At 68.2% G+C, this 19,242-nt stretch carries 16 protein-coding genes; 2 read left to right on the top strand and 14 right to left on the bottom strand.

The annotated features are described in order from the left end of the window. From ACQG3P_RS16800 to ACQG3P_RS16835, 8 genes are all read right to left on the bottom strand, one after another. The coding region (locus ACQG3P_RS16800; RefSeq protein ID WP_426805689.1) for a DUF58 domain-containing protein at positions 1-321 on the bottom strand (321 nt) is incomplete at its 3' end. A gap of 7 nt (positions 322-328) precedes the next feature. Continuing rightward, positions 329-1,360: an AAA family ATPase gene (locus ACQG3P_RS16805; RefSeq protein ID WP_426805690.1), complete on the bottom strand. Its 1,032-nt coding sequence runs from the start codon at positions 1,358-1,360 to the stop codon at positions 329-331. Positions 1,361-1,452: 92 nt separating this feature from the next. Beyond that, a complete protein-coding gene (locus ACQG3P_RS16810; RefSeq protein WP_320457637.1) occupies positions 1,453-1,722 on the bottom strand; it encodes a YkgJ family cysteine cluster protein in 270 nt (89 codons plus the stop codon). 126 nt (positions 1,723-1,848) lie between these two features. Next, positions 1,849-3,831 (bottom strand): type IV pilus secretin PilQ family protein, encoded by a 1,983-nt coding sequence (locus ACQG3P_RS16815; RefSeq protein ID WP_320457638.1) that lies wholly within the window; start codon positions 3,829-3,831, stop codon positions 1,849-1,851. A gap of 20 nt (positions 3,832-3,851) precedes the next feature. Further along, positions 3,852-4,349, bottom strand: a complete 498-nt coding sequence (locus tag ACQG3P_RS16820; protein ID WP_237334367.1) for a pilus assembly protein PilP — start codon at positions 4,347-4,349, stop codon at positions 3,852-3,854. 35 nt (positions 4,350-4,384) lie between these two features. After that, entirely contained in the window at positions 4,385-5,059 is a 675-nt protein-coding gene (locus ACQG3P_RS16825; protein ID WP_068853871.1) for a type 4a pilus biogenesis protein PilO, read from the bottom strand. Next, a complete protein-coding gene (locus ACQG3P_RS16830) occupies positions 5,056-5,895 on the bottom strand; it encodes a PilN domain-containing protein (protein WP_426805691.1) in 840 nt (279 codons plus the stop codon). Before ACQG3P_RS16830 ends, ACQG3P_RS16825 begins: the two co-directional genes overlap by 4 nt. Then, entirely contained in the window at positions 5,895-6,953 is a 1,059-nt protein-coding gene (locus tag ACQG3P_RS16835; RefSeq protein WP_038686523.1) for a pilus assembly protein PilM, read from the bottom strand. Before ACQG3P_RS16835 ends, ACQG3P_RS16830 begins: the two co-directional genes overlap by 1 nt. Positions 6,954-7,178: 225 nt before the next feature. Between ACQG3P_RS16835 and ACQG3P_RS16840 the strand changes: the two genes are divergently transcribed. Continuing rightward, complete coding sequence (locus tag ACQG3P_RS16840) at positions 7,179-9,599, top strand: penicillin-binding protein 1A (protein WP_095363596.1); 2,421 nt, start codon at positions 7,179-7,181, stop codon at positions 9,597-9,599. Positions 9,600-9,756: 157 nt separating this feature from the next. Next, the gene (locus ACQG3P_RS16845; RefSeq protein ID WP_068853874.1) at positions 9,757-10,404 is read left to right on the top strand and encodes a hypothetical protein; all 648 of its coding nucleotides are present in this window, start codon (positions 9,757-9,759) and stop codon (positions 10,402-10,404) included. Between the two features lie 18 nt (positions 10,405-10,422). Here ACQG3P_RS16845 and ACQG3P_RS16850 read toward each other — a convergent pair whose 3' ends face one another. The 6 genes from ACQG3P_RS16850 to ACQG3P_RS16875 all read right to left on the bottom strand — a co-directional run bounded on the left by ACQG3P_RS16850 (position 10,423) and on the right by ACQG3P_RS16875 (position 18,971). Further along, positions 10,423-12,072 carry a YadA-like family protein gene (locus tag ACQG3P_RS16850; protein ID WP_426805692.1) on the bottom strand — a complete coding sequence of 550 codons (1,650 nt, stop codon included), beginning with the start codon at positions 12,070-12,072 and terminating at the stop codon, positions 10,423-10,425. Between the two features lie 11 nt (positions 12,073-12,083). Then, positions 12,084-12,782 (bottom strand): pilus assembly protein, encoded by a 699-nt coding sequence (locus tag ACQG3P_RS16855; protein WP_426805693.1) that lies wholly within the window; start codon positions 12,780-12,782, stop codon positions 12,084-12,086. 17 nt (positions 12,783-12,799) lie between these two features. Next, a complete protein-coding gene (locus ACQG3P_RS16860) occupies positions 12,800-13,933 on the bottom strand; it encodes a CfaE/CblD family pilus tip adhesin (RefSeq protein WP_426805694.1) in 1,134 nt (377 codons plus the stop codon). Then, positions 13,918-16,518: a CS1-pili formation C-terminal domain-containing protein gene (locus ACQG3P_RS16865; RefSeq protein ID WP_426805695.1), complete on the bottom strand. Its 2,601-nt coding sequence runs from the start codon at positions 16,516-16,518 to the stop codon at positions 13,918-13,920. The genes ACQG3P_RS16860 and ACQG3P_RS16865 overlap by 16 nt, the downstream gene beginning before the upstream one ends. Before the next feature lie 51 nt (positions 16,519-16,569). Beyond that, positions 16,570-17,082, bottom strand: a complete 513-nt coding sequence (locus tag ACQG3P_RS16870) for a CS1 type fimbrial major subunit (RefSeq protein WP_068853877.1) — start codon at positions 17,080-17,082, stop codon at positions 16,570-16,572. A gap of 611 nt (positions 17,083-17,693) precedes the next feature. After that, positions 17,694-18,971: a citrate synthase gene (locus ACQG3P_RS16875; RefSeq protein WP_068853878.1), complete on the bottom strand. Its 1,278-nt coding sequence runs from the start codon at positions 18,969-18,971 to the stop codon at positions 17,694-17,696. Positions 18,972-19,242: the final 271 nt, after the last annotated feature.

Consider the following 19,242-nt stretch of genomic DNA (forward strand, 5'->3'; position numbering starts at 1 on the left):
CACCGGGTCGGTGTCGGCCACCAGCAGTGTCTGGCGGTCGCGTTCGGCCTGGAACAGCTTGGTATGCGCGCGCCCGGTGCGCGCCGTCACCCGCCAGTCGATGTGTCGCGCATCATCGCCGGCGACGTACTCGCGCGACTCTGCGTACTCCATGCCGCGCCCGCGCATTGGCGAGGGCGCCTGCCCGGCATGCGCCAGCCGCCCGCGTCGCGCCGGTGCCAGCCGGTGCGCGCTGCGCCGCAAGGCGACCAGTTCGGCCAGGGTCGGCTGCACGCCGTTGCCCGCCAGCGCATCGGCAGCAGTGTCATCCGGGGCAGTCATGCGGATCTCAAGGCACCGGGATGCGGGCCAGCAGCTCGGCCACCAGCCGCTCGCCATCCCAGCCTTCGGCGGTGGCTTCATAGCTGGGCAGCACGCGGTGGCGCAGCACGTCGGGGGCGACGCTGCGCACGTCCTCGGGGGTCACGAAGTCGCGTCCGGCCAGCCAGGCGCGTGCCCGCGCGCAGCGCTCCAGCGCGATCGAGCCGCGCGGGCTGGCGCCCCAGGCGATGCGCTTTGCCAGCGCCGGGTCATAGCGGCCCGGGTCGCGGGTGGCCAGCACCAGTTCAATCAGGTAGCGCTCCAGCGCCGGCGCCATGTGCAGCGACAGCACCGCGCGGCGGGCGGCGAACACGTCGTCCAGCGGCATGCGGGCCGGTGCCGCCGGCGCGGTGCCGAGCGCATCACGCGCGCGCTCGCGGGCCAGGCGCAGGATCTCGGCTTCGGCGTTGGAGTCGGGATAGCCGATCCGCACGTGCATCAGGAACCTGTCCAGCTGGGCTTCGGGCAACGGGAAGGTGCCCTCCTGCTCGATCGGGTTCTGGGTGGCCATCACCAGGAACAGCGCCGGCAGCGCATAGGTATGCCGGCCCACGGTGACCTGGCGCTCGCCCATGGCCTCCAGCAGCGCCGACTGCACCTTGGCCGGGGCCCGGTTGATCTCGTCGGCCAGCAGGATGGGGTGGAAGATCGGACCGGGCACGAATTCGAAGCGCCCTTCCTGCGGCCGCCAGATCTCGGTGCCGGTCAGGTCGGCGGGCAGCAGGTCCGGGGTGAACTGCACCCGCGAGAAGTCGGCCTCCAGGCGCGCAGCCAGTGCGCGGATGGCGGTGGTCTTGGCCAGCCCGGGGGCGCCTTCCACCAACAGGTGGCCATCGGCCAGCAGTGCGGTCAGCAGGCGCTCGACCAGCGCGTCCTGGCCGACGATCTCGGCCGCGAGCGAGTCCCGCAGCGCGCGGAAGGCGGCATGCAGGCGGTCGTGTTCGGGGGTGTCAACGAAGGGCGCGGGGTCGATTGCGGGCATGGGGGGTGGCAGGTTCATGGCGTCCATCTGACCCACGCAACACGCGTAAGGTTCCGCGCACATGATGGCAGGGCTGGCGGGGCTGCGGGATCAAGATTGCCTGAACGCGGCTACGCCCGTCCTGCACCGTCGAAGATGGCGCTGCAGTAGGGGCCGGCCATTTCAAAGCGCCTGCAGACCATCGGCCGTTCCGCGTAGATGCCGCAGGACATCGTTTCGCGGTCGAGCGCCACGCACCAGCCGTCAGGGCTTTTGGCCATGGCCAGCACGCCATCGGCAATCTCGGTGGTCAGATTCGAAGGGACGCACTCCGACGGCGCCAGCACGGCAGTAAGCCGGCAGCATTGCGCGGTGCAACCGGAGCAGTGTGCCTGGGCCATGGGGCAGGATAGCGCGGCGCCCTTGCCCTGCCCTGAACCGCTCCCGGGGAACGAACAGCCAAAAAAAGATCCGGCGCCCTTGCGGGCACCGGATCCTTGCTTACCACCGTGTGCTGGATCAGCGACTCAGTTGGTCTTGGCCACGCGCAGCACCTTCGGGGTGACGAAGACCAGCAGTTCGGCCTTGTCCTTGTTGCGGCTGCGCTTCTTGAACAGGTTGCCCAGGAAGGGCACGTCGCCCAGGAACGGCACCTTGTTGACGCTGTTGCGGTCGGTGAACTCGTACACGCCACCGATCACCACGGTCTGGCCATCATCGACCAGCACGGCGGTGTTGACTTCGCGGCGGTTGATCGAGGGAACCTGGCCGTAACCTTCCAGCACGATGTAGCTTTCGACTTCATCCTTCTTGACCGCCATGTTCAGGAACACGCGGTTGTCGTTGGTGATGGTCGGGGTGACCTTCAGTTCGAGCAGCACTTCCTTGAACTGCACGTTGGGCGTCGCCGCCTGGCCACCAGTGCCGCCGGTGATGGTGACGTAGCCGATTTCCTTACCCTGCTTGATCACCGCTTCGCGCTGGTTGGTGGTGACCACGCGCGGGTTGGAGATCACTTCACCGCGCGATTCCTGCTGCATCGCCGACAGCTCCACGTCCAGCAGGTAGCCGGCGTTGAGGATCGACAGTGCCAGCGAACCCGGGTTGCTGGCCGCGGCCACCGGCAGGTTCCAGTTCAGGCCACCGGTGTTGATGGTACGGGGCGGACGCACCGGGATCGGACCGGTACCGCCACCGGCAGCCCACTCGTTGAGCGCTTCCTGGTACTCGGTCGCGTTCTCGCCGTCGCTGGTGACGTTTTCGTGGTTGGTGCTGGTGTTGCCACTGAAGTACACGTTGTCGCGGCTGCCGGTGATGCCGAACTTGGCACCCAGTTCACGCGCGAAGGTATCGGTGGCGATCACGATGCGGCTCTCGATCAGCACCTGGTCGACCGGGCGGTCGATCACGTTGATCAGCTCGCGCATGCGCGCGACCTTCTTCGGGATGTCGCTGATCATCAGCGTGTTGGTGCGCTCGTCGGCCACCAGACGGCCACGCGAGGACAGGAAGCCGCTGTCTTCCTGCGAGCTGCCGCCGGAACCGCCACCGCTGCCACCGCCACCACCGCTGCCGCCGATACCCTTGGCCTCGGTCAGCGCTTTGAAGATCTGCGCGGCGTTGTGGTAGTTGATCTGGACGTAATCGGTGATCAGGTCCTGGCGGTTCTCGATCGCGATGCGGGCGTCTTCCTTCTCCTGCTCGAACTTGGCCAGCTCCGGCTGCGGGGCCACCCACACCACGCCGCCGTCACGACGCTTGTCCAGGCCCTTGGCCCGCAGCACGATGTCCAGTGCCTGGTCCCACGGCACGTTGACCAGGCGCAGGGTGACGTTGCCTTCGACGGTGTCGGAGGCCACGATGTTCAGGTTGGACTCCTCGGCGATCAACTGCAGCACGGTGCGCACCGGCACGTCCTGGAAGTTGAAGGTCACCGGCTTGCCGCTGTAGCCACGCTGCGCGACCGCGGTGGCCGCCTGGGTCACCGTGGTGGCGTTGATCGCACCGGTGGCCGGGGCGCTCTTGCGGGCGCTGATCTCGACCACGTACTCGTTGCCGGTCTGGTAGGCCAGCGACTCGAAGGCCGTGTTGGTGTCCAGCACCAGCTGGGTGCCACCGCCATACGGCTTGGGATCGATGCGCTGCACCGGCGTGGCGAAGTCGACCACGTTGATCGACTTCTGCAGGTTCGCCGGCAGGGTCGCGTTGCCCACGTCGATCACGACGCTGTTGCCCTGGCTGCGCAGGTCCGGATTGGCGCCCTTTCCATCGAACTGCAGGATCAGCCGGCCGCTGCCGTCTTCACCGCGCTTGAAATCGATCTTGGACACCGCCAGCGAGGCCGGTGCGGCGGCCGGCGCGGGGCCGACCCCCTGGGTCGTGGCTGCAGCTGCCGGCGTGGCCGCCATCAGGGTGCCATTGGCCACCATGAGCGCGACTCCCAGCGCGCACAGGTGGATCAGCTTCGGGCGCCGGTCGGGACGCTGCAGCATGGCGTTGGAAAAGGTCATCGTGCTATCCCCATAATCATTCATTGATCTTCAAGCGCAAGCGATGCAGGCCGTTCCAGCCAGCCGCCCGCGCCATCCGGCACCAGTTCAATCAGTTCGATCCGGTCTTCGAAGACCCCGGTCACGCGGCCGTCGCTCTGCCCCATGTAGACGGCCGGACGCACCCGATAGGTGACCTTGTCCGGCGCCATCACCAGCGCGACCAGTGCGCTGCCCTTGCCGATCGAACCGACCATGTCCAGGGAGTCCAGCGGGAAGGCTTCCAGCGGCTCCTTGCGACGGTTCGGATCCGGGCGCAGGCCCGAGCCGCCGGCCTGGGGGTTGGCCCAGGCGTCGGTGAACGGATCACGCATCCCCTGCGCGGAGTACTCGAAGGTCTCGAACTGCTGCATGACAGGCAGCGGTTCGAGCGGCGGTGCCGGGCGGGCGCGCACGTCGGCGACCCACTTTTCCAGGTTGGGCGCGTCACCGGGCGTGCTGGAGATGCTGCGCGCGCAGCCCGCCAACAGGACCAGCATCAGCAGGCCACATACCCGTGCGGTGCTGGCCAGGTTCATGGCTTGCCTCCGTTCGGGCCTGCTGCCTGTGCGGCCGCTTTCTCCTGCGCTTCCATTTCCACGTCGTCCAGGTAACGGTAGGTCTTGACCGTGCCCGACAGTTCCAGCGCGCCGCTGCGCGCGGTGATGCCGGTCTTGGGGTCCTTGGGCTTGAGGTTGATGTCGTGCATGGTCAGGATGACCACGCGCGGCAGCGAAGCCACGCCGCTGACGAACGCACCGAACTGGTGGTAGCTGCCCACCATGCGCAGGGCGATCGGCTTTTCGGCGTAGAACTCCTTGGGCACTTCCTCACCGGGCTGGAACAGCTCGTTGACCAGGCCGCTGGACAGCGCGGTCTGCGAGATGTCGATGATCAGGTCCGGCATTTCGGTCTTGCTGGGCAGCTGGCGCAGCATCTGCTGCAGCACCTGCTCCATCTGGGCCAGCTGCTGCTTGAGCGGCTCCAGGTTGACCGCGCGGCCCTGCTCTTTCTCGAAATCGGCGCGCAGCGAGACTTCGGTCTGCTCCAGCGATGCCAGTTCGTCGCTCTTGCCACTGATCAGCAGGAACCACGAGAGCACCACGATCAGCACGGTCAACAGGGCGCAGAAGACGATCTTCGCCTGCTGCGGCCAGCTCCCGATGTTGTTGAAGTCCAGGTCCTTCAGGTTGACTTTCTTCTGGCTCATGCGGCCCCCTTCTGCGGCGTGCTGGACGCCGCCGGTTGCGTTGCCGGGGCGGGAACGATACGGCTGCCCGAAGGCGCCGGTGCAGCCGGGTCAACGGCCGGTGCCGGAGCAGTGCCCGGCGCAGGTGCCGGTGCGGCAGTTCCTGCCGGCGCCGGCGCGAGCGGGGCCACGGCGGGGGCAGCGGCAGGCGCGGCATTCGGGTCGGCGCCCGGTGCCTCCACGGTGCCATCCGGCGCGATGCCGTCGACCGCTTCGCTCTGCGCGGGCAGCGTCACCTTGACCACGAACACGTACGGCAGCGCGGAAATGTCCGAGACAGGGCCGATCGGCTTGTCCTTCTCTTCTTCCGGCTTCCTGGCTTCGATCACCGACAGTTCCGGCTTGGTCATCCAGCCCGAGCTTTCCAGGTTGCGCATGTAGGCGCTGACCCGGGCGTTGGACTGGGTGCGCCCTTCCAGGGTGAGGATGTCGCCTTCCTGCTTCAACGCGGTCAGCACCAGCCCGTCAGGGATGGTCCGGACCAGCGCATCGAACAGGTGCACCATCTGCGAGCGCTTGGCCTGCAGCTGTTCGATCACCTTCTTGCGCGCCAGCAGGCGGTCCTTCTGGCGATCCAGGCGGTCGATTTCCTTGTTCTGCTCCTTGACCCGCGCGATCTCGGCCGTGAGGAACTCGTTGCGGTCCTCCTGGCCACTGAGCTGGCGGTCGTAGTAGAACCAGATCAGCGCCGACAGCACCACGCCTGCGATAGCCGCAAAGCCGAGCATGGTCATGAACTCGCGCTGGCGTTGCTTGCGCCGCTCGGCGCGCCAGGGCAATAGATTGATTCTTGCCATCAGTCGAAGCTCCTCAGCGCCAGACCGGTGGCAATCATCAGCGCCGGGGCGTCCTGGGCCAGGGCATGCGCCTGCACCTTCGGACCCAGCGTCATCTGCGCCAGCGGATTGGCCACCACGGTGGCCACGCCCAGCTGTTCCTCCACCATCTCCGGCAGACCGGCCAGCGCCGCGCAACCGCCGGCCAGCACGATGTGGTCGACCCGGTTGAACTCACTGCCTGCATAGAAGAACTGCAGCAGGCGGCTGATCTGCTGGACCGTGGCTTCCTTGAACGGCTCGAGCACTTCCATCTCGTAGCTTTCCGGCAACCCACCCTGGCGCTTGGCCAGGCCCGCTTCCTCGTAGGTCAGGCCGTAGCGGCGCATGACCTCGTCGGTCAGCTGCTTGCCACCGAACACCTGTTCGCGGCTGTACAGGCTGCGCCCGCCACGAAGAACGTTCAGGGTGGTCATGGTGGCACCGATGTCGACCAGCGCGACCACGCCATCGCTGGCAATCGGCAGTTCACTGGCCACCAGCGCGAAGGCGTTTTCGACCGCGAAGGCCTCCACGTCCATCACCCGGGCGGTCAGGCCACCGAGCTCCAGCGCCGATTGGCGCAGCTCCACGTTCTCCGACCGCGACGCCGCCAACAGCACCTGGACCATTTCCGGGTTGTTGGGAATCGCACCCAGCACCTCGAAATCGAGGTTCACTTCCTCGATCGGGTACGGGATGTAGTTGACCGCTTCGAGCTCGACCTGGGCTTCCATGTCGTTCTCGTCCAGGTCAGCGGGCATCGGGATGAGCTTGGTGATGACCGCAGAGCCGGCCACGGCGGCGGCGGCATGCCGGGCCTTGGTGCCTGAACGGTTCACCGCGCGGCGGATGGCCTCACCCACGGCTTCCACTTCCACGATGTTCTTTTCCACCACCGCATTCGGCGGTAGTGGTTCCACAGCGTAATGTTCCACGCGGAAACGATTGCCACTGCGGGAAAGCTGCAAGAGCTTTACTGCAGTCGAGCTGATGTCGACGCCAATAAGCGGCGACTGGCTTTTTGGGATAAGCCCCACGGTTTCTCCCCTGCCGACGGGCACTTGGACGCAAAACTTGCGCCCGCGCATTAATAACGTTTTTTTTGCAATTCGCAACCATCAACGTGCAAAACGTGTACTTACGACACGTTTCACCCGTCCCCTGACGGTGACCGAAATGCTCTCCCCGGGAACAACCCCAGCCGTTCCCTTGCGTAATCTATACTCTGCGGCCACGAAATTCGCAATCGGAATCTGACACTGATGACTCGCCTTCGCCGCTGGCTGCGCTGGTTGCTGGTCGCCTTCCTGGTCCTGGCACTGATCGGCGCCGCGGTCGCCGGGGGCCTGTACTACGCCATTTCCTCCCGTCTTCCCGACGTCCAGACCCTGCGCGACATCGAGATGCAGGAGCCCATGTACGTCTATGCGGCCGATGGCAAGCTCATGGCGGTGTTCGGCGAGTCCCGGCGCACCCCGATCACCATGAAGGAGGTCCCCGAGCGCCTGAAGCAGGCCTTCCTGGCCACCGAGGACGCCCGCTTCTATGAACACGGGGGCGTGGACTACAAGGGCATCGGCCGCGCGGTCTGGCTGCTGGCCACCACCAACGACAAGCGGGTCCCGGGTGGGTCGACCATCACCCAGCAGGTGGCCCGCCAGTTCTTCCTCAGCTCCGAGTACAGCTACACCCGCAAGCTGGCCGAGATCCTGCTGGCGCGCAAGATCGAGCAGGAACTGAGCAAGGACGAGATCTTCGAGCTGTACCTCAACAAGAGCTTCTTCGGCAACCGCGCCTACGGCGTGGCTGCGGCGGCCGAGTTCTACTACGGCAAGAAGCTGGGCGAGCTGAGCCTGGACGAGATGGCCTCGCTGGCCGGCATCCCCAAGTTCCCCTCCAGCGGCAACCCGATCAGCAACCCCGAGCGCGCCCGCGAGCGCCGCGACTATTACGTGCTGCAGCGCATGGCCAACCTGGGCTTCATCAGCCAGGCCGAGGCCGACGCCGCCAAGGCCGTGCCGATGCACGCCAGCGCGCATGAGCCCCCGCTGCAGGTCGAGGCCCCCTACGTGGCCGAACTGGTCCGCCAGGAGATGATCGCCCGCTTCGGCGGCGACGTGCTCAACAAGGGCTACCACGTCACCACCACCATCAATGCCGAGATGCAGACCGCCGCCAACCTGGCCGTGCGCGACGGCCTGCTGGCCTACGACCACCGCCACGGCTGGCACGGGGTGGAGCAGCAGGTGGCGCTGGGCGCGGGCGATGATGCGGCCGCACTGGCCGCGCACCTGCGCGGTATCAATGGCCAGTCCGGGCTGTTGCCGGCCATCGTGGCCGGCACCGGCGCCGATGGCAGCGCCACGGTGGTGCTGGCCAACCGTACCGAGGTGGTGCTGCCCGCCTCGGCCGCCAAGTGGACCGGCAAGAGCCCGGCCAAGCTGGTCCAGCGCGGTGACATCGTCCGCGTGCGCGCCGGCGAGAAGGAAGGCGAGTGGTTGCTGGACCAGATCCCGCGCGGCCAGTCCGCGCTGGTATCGCTGGATGCTCAAACCGGTGCGCTGAAGGCCCTGGTGGGCGGTTTCAGCTTCTCCGGCAACAAGTTCAACCGCGCCACCCAGGCGCGTCGCCAGCCGGGTTCGAGCTTCAAGCCGTTCATCTACGCCGCCGCCTTCGACAAGGGCTTCAACCCGGCCTCGATCGTGCTCGATGCGCCGGTGGTGTTCCGCGACCGCCGCGGCAAGACCTGGCAGCCGCAGAACGACGGCGGCGGCTTCCGTGGCCCGATGCGCCTGCGCGAAGCGCTGGTGCAGTCGCGCAACCTGGTGTCGGTGCGCCTGCTTGACGGCATGGGCGTGGAGTACGCGCGCAAGTACATCAGCGAATTCGGCTTTGCCGAAGCCGAGCTGCCGCCGAACCTGTCGATGTCGCTGGGTACCGCTTCGCTGACCCCGCTGTCGGTGGCGCGCGGCTATGCCGTGTTCGCCAACGGCGGCTCGCGCGTGGACACCTGGCTGATCGACCAGGTCAGCGACCGCGACGGCAACCTGGTGTTCAAGGAAAACCCGGCCCGGGCCTGCCGCGAATGCGTGGGCACCAGTGGCGGGGCGCCGGTGAGCCAGGTAGTGGACGGTTTCAACTTCGGTGCCGCTGCCGCACCTGCGCCGGCCGGCCCGGCCAAGCCGCAGCAGGCGGCGGAGCCGGCCGCGCCGGTAGACCCGAATGCGCGCACCGCGCCGCGAGCGATCGATGCGCGCACCGCCTACCAACTGGTCTCGATGATGCGCGACGTGGTCCAGCGCGGCACCGGCACGGCGGCCAAGGTGCTCGGTCGCGAGGACGTGGGCGGCAAGACCGGCTCCACCAATGACCACCGCGATGCGTGGTTCTCCGGCTTCGGCGGCCCGTACGCCACCACCGTATGGGTGGGCCGCGACGATTTCCGTTCGCTGGGCTACCGCGAGTACGGCGGCCGCGCCGCGCTGCCGATCTGGATCGACTACATGCGGGTGGCGTTGAAGGACACGCCGATCGCGCAGAACGAGCCGCCGACCGGGATGGTCCAGGCCACGCTCAACGGCGCTACCGAGTGGGTCAAGGTCGAGGACATGGAGAAGCTGGCCGAGTACGACTTCAACACCCAGACCCCGCAGGCCGACGACGCGGCGTTCGATATTTTCTGATCTGCGGCTTCGTTCGGCATGGCGTTGACACGCATGGCGTGTCACTACGATCCGGGGTCGAGCGATGTTGGGGTTGCGTAGGGACACGCCGTGCGTGTCCTGATCGTCACAACGTGGGTGTAAAGTCGGGGCAGGTCGTACAAGGGGAGAATCGCTCATGCATCGGGCCCGTCAGCATGCCGAGAGCCAGACCCGCGAACGCCGCCACCGGCTTGCACACGAGGCGGCGCGGTTGATGGCCGAAGGCGGAATCCGCGATTACCACCAGGCCAAGCTGAAAGCGGCCGGGCGACTGGGCATCCACGATGATGCCTCGCTGCCGCGCAATACCGAGATCGAAGACGCCCTGCGCGAGTACCAGCGCCTGTTCGCCGGCCCCGGGCATGGCACGCAGCTGCGACAACGCCGCGAGGCCGGCCTGCGTGCGCTGGAATTCCTGCACGGCTTCGCACCACGCCTGTGCGGACCGGTGCTGGACGGCACCGCCGACGCCAACAGTCCGGTGCAGCTGCAGCTGCACAGCGACGACGCCGATGCCGTGCAGCGGTTCCTGGAAGAACACCGCATCCCGGCCGAGTCGCGAATGCGCCGCCTTCGCCTGGACCGCGAACGCACGATGGACGTGCCGGTGTGGGTGTTCTCCGCCGAAGGGCTGACCTTCGACGTGGCGGTGCTGCCCTACGACGCGCTGCGCCAGCCGCCGCTGTCGAGCATCGACGAGAAACCGATGCGACGGGCCTCGGCCGCGCAGCTGCGCAGCCTGCTGGCCGAGGACGAGATCAGGGGCTATCTGGACGGCCCCTGAGCACGCGCCGCGCGGGATCTACCAGCCGATGCCCACGCCCATCGCCACGCTGCTTTCGCCGCCTTGGCTGAAGGCGCCACTGAGACTGACGCTGGTGGTGGCGCGACGGTCCAGTACGCGCTGGTAACCCACCGCCAGGGCCGATTCGCCGTCGGCATGGCCGACGCCCGCGCCCAGCCGGTTCCAGGTGGGCAGGCCCGCAGTGTTCATGGCCATGGCGGCCTGCGCACTGCTCATCGCCGCCATGCGATTCATGCGCTGGTCGAGGCGGTCGAAGCGGCGGTCGATGCCCGCCAGGGCCTGATCGGTGTACGCGTTGGCGCGCTGCACCGCGTCGTCCACGGCGCGGGTGTCGACCGGCGGCAGTGGCGCTGCCGACGGCGGTGTCGCAGCGGCCGGCTCGACCGCATGCGCGTCGGCCGCGACGGCGGTCCCGGTGGCAGCGGCCTGCGGGCCTGCGGCGTGGGTCGTGTCCGCCGACGCCGTGATCGACTCGGCGGCATCGGCCACGCTGGAGGGCAGACTGGCACCTTCCTGCGCCGCGAGCGCGTCGACCTGCTCGCCCATGTCGTCCAGCGCCCGGTGTGCCGCGCTTACCGCGTAATCCAGCGCATCCAGCGCTCCGGCCACGGTGCCGTGCCACTTGCCCTGCACCGCGAAACGCATGCCGCGCACGCCGCCTTCGGCATTGACGCTGGTGCCGAGCACGCTGGCCATGTCCGACAGCTGCCGCAGCGACACCACGTCATCGGCGGCGATGCCCGGCAGGACGTTGGTGATGCGTCGGCGCAGGCCCTGCCCGCCCACCGAGACCTCCCAGGGGCGCTGCACGATCGAGCCAAAGCCCAGCGCCACGCTGTCATGGGCGTCGGCCCACACCTGGGTGGAGCCGCCGAGCGCCATGCCGTTCTCGGCCAACACGCGCGAGCGCGTGCCGAGCGCGAAACCGTCTGCGGCCCCTTCCAGGACGATCGCTGCACGGCCCAGCGCCACCGAGTTGTTGCCCAATGCCGTGGCGTAGCTGCCGTACGCCGTGGAGCCGCTGGCAACGGCGCGCGCATCGGCGCCCATCGCGGTGGCCAGGAACCCGGCATGCGCGGGCAGGCTCAGTTCGTCCGATCCGACCTTGAAATACCGTTGCACATATTCCAGTGCAGCCACCCGCGCTTCGGCGGCAAACAGCTGCGCGCCGTTGACCGCGTGTGCGCTGCTGGCGCTGACCTCGCCGGCGCCCAGCGCCACCAGGCGCGAGCCGCGCAGGTGCACGATGGCGTCCTTGTCGAAACGCACCACGTCGCTGAGGTCGGCGCTGACGCCCTGCACGCCGTCGCGCAGCAGGTCGATGTCCAGCCGGTTGCGCGCGATCCGCTCATGGTTGTGATTGACCTTCCACAGCGCATCGGCCCACCCCGGCGGTGCGATAGGAATCTCCCCCGGCGGCACCACAGGCGCTTCGCAGTACACCAGGCGGTCGCGGACCTGGTCGCGGCCGAACACGCCGGCCACGCCCACGCCGACGCCGAGCCCGCTGGCGAAGGCCACGCTGTGCGTCGTCTTGGACATGCTCTGTTCGCGAGGTGCCGGATCCGCCTCGCCCGGCGGCGGCAACGCGGTCGCAAACGCGGTGCCAGGCACCATCAACAACAAGGATCGGTAGAGAACATGCATGGTGTTTCCTCTCAAGGCAGCAGGATCTGCTGGTGTTCGCGGTAGCCGTCGCGGCTGAGCCGGTAATCCACGCGCAGCCGCGCGCCGGGCACCGGCTCGAAGGGCAACGCCAGCGTGGCGCCCGGGTAGACGCTGCGTTCGATGTCGTGGGTGATGCAGGCGGCTGCAACGCAGTGCTCGACCCGGCGGATGCCCAGCCGGAGCGTGCCGTGGTTATGCAGGCGGCCCCCGGCAACCTGCATCGCCACCCGTCCATCGGCAGGCAGCACGTTGACCAGCACGCCCCATACCAGGCTGACCCCAAGGGTGGCAGCGGGGGTCTCCAGGGCATCGGGGCGCGCCTCCGGGTCCTCTCCGCGCACCCCTTCGAAGTACACCCGGAACGCGGTTTCTTCCTTGACCGGGGCCAGGGCGATCACCCGAACCAGCCGGCTGCCACCGCCGGCGAGCGCGAACATGCCCGGCGTCACGGCGATCGCCGCGGCGTCGCCGGTCGGCTCATCCACTTCGCTTTCGTCTTCGGTGGCGGGGGCAACCACGCGCTTGACCGTGGCCCTGACGTACTGGGTTCGCGGCGACTGCGCCTGCACGCGGATGCTGGTGGTGCTGCCCGCGTCGACGTGGACACGCATGGGGTGTACGTCCAGGCTGGCCGACAACGGCAGGGCGGGAAGCAGCAACAGCAGCAGGGAAAGGCGATGCAGGCGCATGGAAGTCTCGGTCGGCGTCAGGGGCGTCGGGTGGGCAGGCGCATTTCAAGCGTGAGATCGCCCTGGTAGCGTCCGTCGCGCTTTTCGGCCGCTGGCACCCGGGGCGTGATGAAGCTGAGCGGGGTCGGCACGCAGTGCACGGGCTGGTCCATGCCGGGCAGCAGTACCGGCCGCAGTGGGGCGTTGTGGATGCCGGCCAGCACCGTGTGCGCCTCCCGGTGCAGGTCGATCGTGGTGCCCGCATGCAGCAGTTGCAGGCGGTAATCGATGCGCTCGTGCGGCGCGCGGCCGCCCGCGTGGTGCCACACCGAAAAGGCATCGCGTGGCCGCCCCGGCACGTCTGGGCCGCGATCGCGCGCCACCAGCACCAGCTGGCTGCTGTGGGAACCCAGCCCGTCGTACAGGCACATGTCCAGCACGGCCTCGCCGCCGACGCTGGCCGGCGGTGGTACGGCCCGCAACTGCAACTGCAGGTCCATCGGCGCGGCAGAGCCGCCGTGCTCGGGCAGGTGGATGGCCGCCCGCTCGGTATCGGTCACCGTGACCTCCAGCACGAATACGTGCCGGCCGAGTACCGCGCCGCCCACGCCACCGCGCACGTCCAGGTGCAGCTCGGCCCGCCAGCGCCCCGCCACCAGCGCGCCGATGTCCGATGCCGCCACCTGCAACGTCGCGGCGGTGCCGGCCGGGGCGACGTGACACTCCCGGGTTGCCGATGTCCACAGCGGGTACTCGGATTTATCCCAGTAGTCGTCGCTGCAGCTGCGCTCCCACTCGACCCGTTCCATCCATCCGCTGACCCCGATGTCGCGGCGCTGGCCGCTGCGCGGTTCGTGGAACTCCAGCAGGATCGGCTGGCGCCCGGTCGGTCCTTCGCCGGTGTCGCTGCGCGGGCAGCGCCCGCGCGCGGGGTCGTCGGTGCAGGTGACATGCAGGCGGCCATGGCCGTGCACCACCTCGTCGAACCCGAGCACGGTGCGCGGCGCCCATAACGGCAGGGGCTGCGGCGCGGCACGGTCGAAGGCGTGGTTCAGCGTGGTCACGGTGGTGCCTGCGGCCGGCGTGGTGACCGGGGGCCGCTGCGCCGCCGCGGGTTGGGCGACCCACAAGGCCGGTACGAGCATGACGGCGCGCATCAGGGTCCGCTCCATCGCCCCTCCTGCGCGATCGGCGCTGCATCCTTCAGCAACTGCTGCACACGCGGCTGGAGGGCGATGCGGGCGGGCAGCGCGTCGCGCGCCAGGGGCGTGCACGCCACCTGCCCTACCAGCAGCACCACGCTGCGCTGCTCGCGCACCCGCAGCGGGCAGTGCAGCAAGCGACCTGCCTGCAGCAGGTACAGGACCGCTTCGCGCTGCGGGAATTCGGCGATGAACCCGCCGTCGGCCCCGAGCCGGGGAACCGCCGCATTGAGGATGCGCGCACCGGCCAGCGCGGCACCGGCCTTGTCCACGGCGCTGCCGATATAGGTGAAGGTGGCTTCCACGCCCACCGGCAATGCGATCACCCTGCCTGGCAACAGGAAGGGCTGCTGGGCAGGGCCGGGATGGGTCACCCGCACGCTGGCGTCGTGTGCGTGCCCGGGCGCATCCTGGACCTCCACCTGATGCCGCTGATAGCCGCTCAACGGCAGCAGGCGGCGTTGACCGGAGCGCAGCACCTGGCGGCGGCTGGCCCCGGCTTTTACCTCGGCGGCCGCGCCGTCGAACCCGCTGGCAGCGGCATCCTCGACGCTGACGGCCACGCCCGCGTCGGCACCGGGCGCGCCGCCCCAGAACACACCGCGCGGCGACAGCGCCAGCGCCGATCCATGGCTGAGGCTGTACCCGGTTTCGCTGGCATGCGCCTGCCGGTGGTGCGACAGCACGGCACTGGTCTGGCCAAGCGGCGTGGCGGTGCGCAGCGCCAGCAGCGCACCGACGTCGGCGGCGTCCTGCACGCTGACCTCGGTGGCCACCTCGCGCGCGGTCGCGTCCTGTTCGCGGCGCCAGGACTGCGCGAGCAGCAGGCGCTGACCGGCATCACCGGACTGCGTGCGCCGTGCTTCGGCACCGATGCGGCGCAGCTGGCTGGCGCCCGCGGCGTGCTGCAACCGCGAGAGCGTGACCGAGAGCTGCAGGCCCTGGTCGGAGATGCTCCCGGTCTGACGCCACGCGCCCAGACGGGTGCCGATGCTGACGCTGCGCCACTGCCGGGTAAGACCGTAGGCGGCCTGCAGGCTGCGGGCGCTGCCACCGGGCCAGCGGCCAGGTACCTGCGTGCGCCTGCGGCTGTGTCCCAGGTAAAGACTGCCGCCGGACAACGGAACGGTCAGCGATGCGCTGAGGGAATCAGCGCAGTCCACGCGACAACGGCTGCCGCGCAGGCGCTGCCGGTACAGGTTCCAGGAAACGGTGTTGCGCACACTGAGCTGTTGCTGGCTGCCACGCCTGCCGTCGCTGCCGACCAGGGCGCCGACTTCGGCGTGCAGGTCGTGCCTGCCCAGGCGATGTCGGACTCCAGTACGCAGTTCGGCGTGGCTGGCCTCGGCCACGCGTGCCACGCCCAGGCTCATGCCAAGCTGGCGGGCAAGTGGCATGCGCAGGCCGGCCTGCAGGACGCGGTCGCCGGCGTCCACGCGGACATCGCGGGCGCGGCTTCGCCCGCCCTGCACGAACCATTGCAGGCCCGGTTCGCCCCAGTCCTGGGTGCGGGCAAACGGCAGTGTCTCGGTCCGCAGCAGGCGCCCGTCTTCGTGGATGCGCAGGGTCACGTCATAGCTGCCCGGTGGAAACCGGCGGGTATCGAGGTCGGTGACGCCAGCGGGCAGGTAGAACGTCTGCAGCAGTCGCTCGCCGTCGTAGGCATCCACGCGCGCCTGCCGCGACAGCAGCACGGTCAGGGGCGCGGCGCCGGTATCGGCGACGGCATCGACGTAGGCCTGGGTGGTACCGGCGCGAACGCCGTCGAAGCGGTCAAGCGGCAACATGCCGAAGCCGAACTGTCCGCCCTGGGTGCTGGCAAGGTTGCGCCGGTCCATGCGCCCGACCTGCAGGTAGTGGCGCCGGGCCAGGTCATGCCGGTAGTACAGATCGTCGAACTGGAAGTGCGTACGGGCGCGCTGGCCGGGCCAGGCGTGGCGCGCGTAGTTCCAGTTGCCGCCGACATGGCCGGCGCGCAGGACGCCCAGCGTGGCGCTGCCATGCGCGTTGAGGGCGTACTGGCTGCCACTGCCACTGAGCGCGAGCGTCTGCTGGTGCAGCAACGCATTTTCGGCGTGCTCGCTGGGCGCATGCAGCCCGTCGGCACCGGGCGATGCGCGCGGCAGCCAGCGCAATGCGGGAAACAGCAGCAGCGCGCCGTTGCCTTCGTCAAAGATGGCATGCATGTGGGTCGGATCCTCGGACGGGGGGCGCCAGCCGCAGCCCGGCTGTGGCTGGCCATGGACGCAGGCCAGGTGGCTGTTGCGCGGCAGCGGCAGGGACAGCGCCGGCAGCAGTGCCTGCTGCGCGGAGGTGGTCATGCCCAGCGCGGCCAACACCTGCGCGGGCTGTTCCAGCTGGACGTGCTCCAGCGTCACCCAGGCCGGCCAGAGGCCGGCGGAACGGCCGAACGCGCGCACTTCCACGCGCTCGCGCTGGCCACTGACAAGATCTTCGAAACCGGCCGGCACCGGGCTTGCCTGGACGGCCACGCAGGCCAGCACCAGGACAAGCGCCACCGCCAGCCGGACAAGGGCGGGAGCAGGAATGCGCATGGCAGGGGCGCAGGAACGCCGGCCCCGCAGGGCCGGCGTCCGCGCAATGGCTTAGAGGCTGCTGGCCTTCTGCACCAGGACCAGGCTGACCGGGCCGTCGTAGAGGCCGGCGGCGGTGATGGGACCGGGCGCGGCCTGGGCCACGGTCAGCGGCATTTCGATGGAGGCACCGGGAATCGCGCCCTGGAACAGCTGGTCTGCGGTGAACGCGATCGGGGCCAGGCCAAGCTCGCGGCCGTTGAGGGTAACCGAGAGCGGGATGTCGACCGCACCGGCAGCGGTCACCTTGGGCATCAGCACGGCCGGTTCGGCCAGGCGCACATCGACATCCAGGCTGGTGTCGTTGGAGAACACGCGCACGCGTTCGCTCCAGCTGCTCAGTCCCTGCCCGGCGCGGTACGGCATCTCGACGTCAGCGGGAAGCGCGCTGCCATCGGCCCGGAGCAGCGACAGGGTCGGGTCGACGTTCGCCCAGACGGTGATGTGCGCTTCAACGGCGTGGGCGGACAGTGCGGCGGTAAAGATCGCCAGGCCCAACGCGGCCTGCTTCAGGGTGCGGTACATGTGGTTCTCTCCCATGATTGAAAAACGCCTCGTTCGAGGCGATCACCCACACTGCGCTGTGCAGTGTCGGCGACACGATCACGTTAGTTCTGTGCGCGACGTCTCCCCACGCAACCATTCTTAAACCCGCCACGCACGCGCACGTTCTGCGACAGCGCGCGCGAACCGGAAGCAACGCAAGCATTCCGACCCGCGCGCGTGCGCATGTTGCGCGTTGCTGCCTTATGCTCGCCGCGGCACGGCGTGGTATTGCCGGAAGCTGAAAGCGAAAGGCGCAACGCTGAAGCCAGAGCTAAAGCCAAAGCCAAAGCCGTCGTTTGCAGGATGCTGCGCGCAGGGCCGGCGACGTGATTTTTGCTTTTCCCGTGGTCACCGGCCGACTGTCAGAGGGTCGGCGGTGGTGGGGGTACGGGGGCTTTGCGAAACATGGATGTTTCGCAAGAGCCTCCAGGGATGGATTCACGGCGCCCCCCGTACCCCCACCACCGCCGGCCCTGCGCGCAGCATCCTGCACACGACGGCTGTTGCTTGAAAGCTCCTGCTTGAACGCTGTTGAACCCAAAAAAAACGCCCCCTTGCGGAGGCGTCTTTTCACGCACTACGGGAGCTGATCAGCCCTGGTAGTCACGCACGTCGCTACCGGTGTAGACCTGTCGCGGGCGGCCGATCTTCATTTCCGGGTCAACCTGCTGTTCGAGCCAGTGCGCGACCCAGCCGGAGGTGCGGCCCAGGGCGAACATGACAGTGAACATTTCGGTCGGGATCTGCAGCGCCTTGTAGATGATGCCGCTGTAGAAATCGACGTTCGGGTACAGCTTGCGGGCAACGAAGTAGTCGTCCTGCAGCGCGGCCTGTTCCAGCTTCACGGCAACGTCCAGCAGCGGATCCTGCACGCCCAGCTGCTTGAGCACCTTGCCGGTCATCTCGCCGATGACCTTCGCGCGCGGGTCGAAGTTCTTGTACACGCGGTGGCCGAAGCCCATCAGGCGGAAGCCCGAGGTCTTGTCCTTGGCCTTGAGCACGGCCGATTCAACGTTGTCCGCCGAACCGATTTCTTCCAGCATCTTCAGCACGGCTTCGTTGGCACCGCCGTGGGCCGGACCCCACAGCGCGGTGACGCCAGCGGCGACCGACGCATACGGGTTGGCACCGGTCGAACCGACCAGGCGCACCGTCGAGGTGGAGGCGTTCTGCTCGTGGTCGGCATGCAGGATGAAGAGCAGGTCCAGCGCCTTGACCACGTCCGGGTTCAGCTCGTACTGGCCATCGGCCGACTCGAAGGTCTGCTTCAGGAAGCGGCTGACGTAATCCAGCGAGGTGTCCGGCGTGTTGGCCGGCAGGCCCTTGCCGTGGCGGTAGATCAGCGCCGACAGGGTCGGCACCTTGGCGATCAGGCGGACGGCGGACTGGCGGCGCTGTTCGGCGTCGGACAGGTCCAGCGAGGCGTGGTACTTCGCCGACAGCTGCGCGATGGCAGCGGTCAGGATGGCCATCGGGTGGGCATCCTTGTCGAAGCTGGCGATCAGGGCATTGATCGAGGCATCGACGTTGGCTTCGGCAGCCAGCTCATCGGTGAAGGCCTTCAGCTGCTCGGCGCTCGGACGCTCGCCGTTGATCAGCAGGTAAGCCACTTCGACGTAGCTGGACTTTTCCGACAGCTGCTCGATGGGGTAGCCGCGATACAGCAGCACGCCCTTGTCACCGTCGATGTAGGTGATGGCGGACTTGCAGCTGGCGGTGGCGGTGAAGCCGGAGTCGTAGGTGAAGAGACCGGTTTCCTTGGTCAGCTTCGAAATATCGACGCAATCGTTGCCGAGCGTGGGTTTGATGACAGGCAGAACAACCGACTTATCGCCGGCATTCAGCGTGACCTGATCAAGATCGGACACTGTGTGCGCTCCTCAAGGGGAAGGCGCCCACCCAAGCGCGTGGGGCAGGCACGTGAAAGTAAGTCCACAGCCTGTGCTGTGGATCACGTCATTATCGCACAGCAACATTTGCCACGCCCTAGGACGGAAGTCGTAGACGCACACCCCGCTCGCCCTTGCCGCACAAGCACCGGCAAGCGCCAGGCGGGCTGGAATGGACACTGCGTTCCGCGCGGCGGGGGAATTTATGAACCGTCGTTCATCCGCCAGCAGGCTTTGCCGCAGGCATAAA

The sequence above is a fragment of the Stenotrophomonas sp. SrG genome (genome assembly GCF_050031795.1).
Taxonomy (GTDB): domain Bacteria; phylum Pseudomonadota; class Gammaproteobacteria; order Xanthomonadales; family Xanthomonadaceae; genus Stenotrophomonas; species Stenotrophomonas rhizophila_A.